We start from the raw sequence: 2334 nt of genomic DNA, 5'->3' as shown, positions 1-2334 counted from the left end.
CAGTGAGACCCACCAAGGACAAGGCTTTAACGAACTGAGTTTTGAAGACCAAGCAGACCAAGAGCAAGTCTATCTTCATGCGCAGAAGGATTTTGACTCGATAGTGCTGAATGACATGACCACTCATGTCAAGCGCGACCAACATATCACAATCGATAACGACCACTTCACTCAGATTAAAAACCGCCACAACCTCACCGTGGAGGGCGAAAGCCGCACTCTGGTCAAACAAGATGCCACCTCGATTGTGGAAGGGAGTCTGCACCAAAAAATCGCTCAGTTGCATGCATTTGAAATTGGCAATGAACTCCACATCAAAGCCGGTATGAAGGTCGTTATCGAAGCAGGCTCTGAAATGACTTTAAAAGCCGGTGGCAGCTTTATAAAACTGGATGCGTCTGGTGTTAGCTTGGTTGGCCCTAGCGTGAATTTAAACTCGGGCGGTAGCCCAGGCAGTGGCAGTGGGTATGGAGGCCAGCAAGCCGCACTCCCAATGGGATTAGACTTGCAGCAAGCGCCGGAGCCGCTTTTGGCGGCACCGACAACATCCACGATGTCGAGCTTGCTAACTACGCTAGCAACTCTCGATATCTCTGGTGCTGAGTTATGCCAAAAACGCACAGATGGCAGCTGCGCTAAAACAAATTGTGAGTGTACAAATCATGAAGTCGAATAATTATAGCTACCTAATTCTGGATACCATTCGAGTGCCAGACGCAAAAAAAGTATGTGCTGAAAATGAACAACAGTGGTTTCCGCTGTACTTAGGCACAAACTGGCAGCATCAGATAGATTTAAGTCCTATTTGTATCCGAGTAGCGCCAAAAAGCGCGATTTGGCAAAGATGGGAAACAGACTCTGAGTGGGCGACTAGTGGCGTCGTTTTCACTTTTTCACAACAAGTTACCGCAGATCAAGCGATGGCGTCTCTACAAAAAAACATCACGGTGACGAGTGAAAACGGGCGGTTATACCTGCTGAGATTCTACTCCCCCTCCACCTTTGCCAAGATTGCTCAGTATGGAGAACAAAATGAGATTGATGGCATTTTAGGACTCGCTCACTCTGCCCATTTATCCCCTTTAGTGTCGAACCGCTATTCATTAGACAGCGTGGAGAGTCAAAACAGCCACGCCTCAAATACTCTTATTACGACCAAACTCGTCAAGGAATTACTCGCATGAAAACACACGTGATACGACGAGGAGAAACCCTCTCTCAGCTTGCCAAATACTACAATACCGAAGTGGCAACATTGCACCAACTTAACGCTCATCAGATTAAAGATATCGACCTAATTTTCGATGGTAACAAGCTAATTCTGCCCGAAGAAATCGATAACACTTCAGGTGAACGTGCAGAAAAACAGACCTTTTCAAACAACCAGTTAATACTCACTCAATGCTCCACCCCCAAATATGTCGATGCTCTTTATGTCCCTGAGCACCCACACACAACAAAACAAATGCTAATACTCTTAACAGAAGAGGCAAAAAAATACGTCACCGAAGATAATGAGCGTTGCCAACAAGCATTAAATGGCGATAAACAAACGGTGCTCGCACAGTTGACCAAACTAGGTGTAATGGATCAATTCAATAGCATTACCCATGAAGTGTTCCTAAACCAGATTAGCGCCCAAAAAGCCGCGGCCTATCGTAAGGCACTGCTAGAGAGAGCCGCATTGCACAAAGCCTACAACCATAATGAGCTAACTTTCCCAGATGATGATAGAGAGATTAATCTCATCAACGTAACGGCCGATATTGATCGAATTGAGAAAGCGTATTCAATAAAGATTGAGAACATCGAAAGCCGAGTTGAAGGTGCCGTTGTAAGGATAGAGGGGAGTTCCTTAGGCGAAGTGATGCTCAAGCAAGATGCGATTGAAGGCGCCCAATCACTCAGGGTCAAACAATTACGTAAGTTACAGCAAGAACTGATCGAAGACCTGGATGAAGCGATCAATAAGTTTGAGCAACAAGCCATCGATCATGCAGCCAAAACGACCATTAACGATAAAGGCCATACATATAAGTTTTCAAAGCAGCATCGATTCTATAGTTCTAATGTCGACCTGCAAATTTACGACGCTTTGACAACCCTTCATAAAGAGAGAAAATCGATTGGATTGGATGACTCTCTTAATAGTAAAGATCTAAAAACCAACAGCAAAATTCCTTCACTGGAAGAGGCTTACAACGGCTATGACTACTGGGTCACACACGCTCATTCTGTTCTAACAAAACTCAATAGCCAGCGAATAGAATGGAAACCATTGGCGTTCTTTACCGCGAATAACCAAAACAACATTAAATACCGCCACTTTTTTGC

Annotated in this window: 3 protein-coding genes; all 3 read left to right on the top strand. The window is 44.8% G+C overall.

The window, feature by feature from the left end:
- Nucleotides 1-676, top strand: a 676-nt coding sequence (locus QTN94_RS19575; protein ID WP_443088816.1) for a bacteriophage T4 gp5 trimerisation domain-containing protein, incomplete at its 5' end; no start/stop codon positions are given.
- Nucleotides 663-1184 (top strand): DUF4123 domain-containing protein, encoded by a 522-nt coding sequence (locus QTN94_RS19570; RefSeq protein ID WP_331428606.1) that lies wholly within the window; start codon nucleotides 663-665, stop codon nucleotides 1182-1184. The genes QTN94_RS19575 and QTN94_RS19570, both read left to right, overlap by 14 nt.
- Nucleotides 1181-2334: LysM peptidoglycan-binding domain-containing protein (locus QTN94_RS19565; protein ID WP_331428605.1), on the top strand; the 1154-nt coding region annotated here is incomplete at its 3' end. The genes QTN94_RS19570 and QTN94_RS19565, both read left to right, overlap by 4 nt.

The sequence above is a fragment of the Vibrio sp. M250220 genome (assembly GCF_036533795.1).
Classification (GTDB): domain Bacteria; phylum Pseudomonadota; class Gammaproteobacteria; order Enterobacterales; family Vibrionaceae; genus Vibrio.
The sequence above is the reverse complement of the archived record's forward strand: the minus strand, read 5'-3'. Positions and strand labels throughout refer to the sequence as shown.

Bases quoted from the DNA above. Each gene is read 5' to 3' on its own strand.
- QTN94_RS19570 (WP_331428606.1), top strand. From the start codon at position 663: ATGAAGTCGAATAATTATAGCTACCTAATTCTGGATACCATTCGAGTG.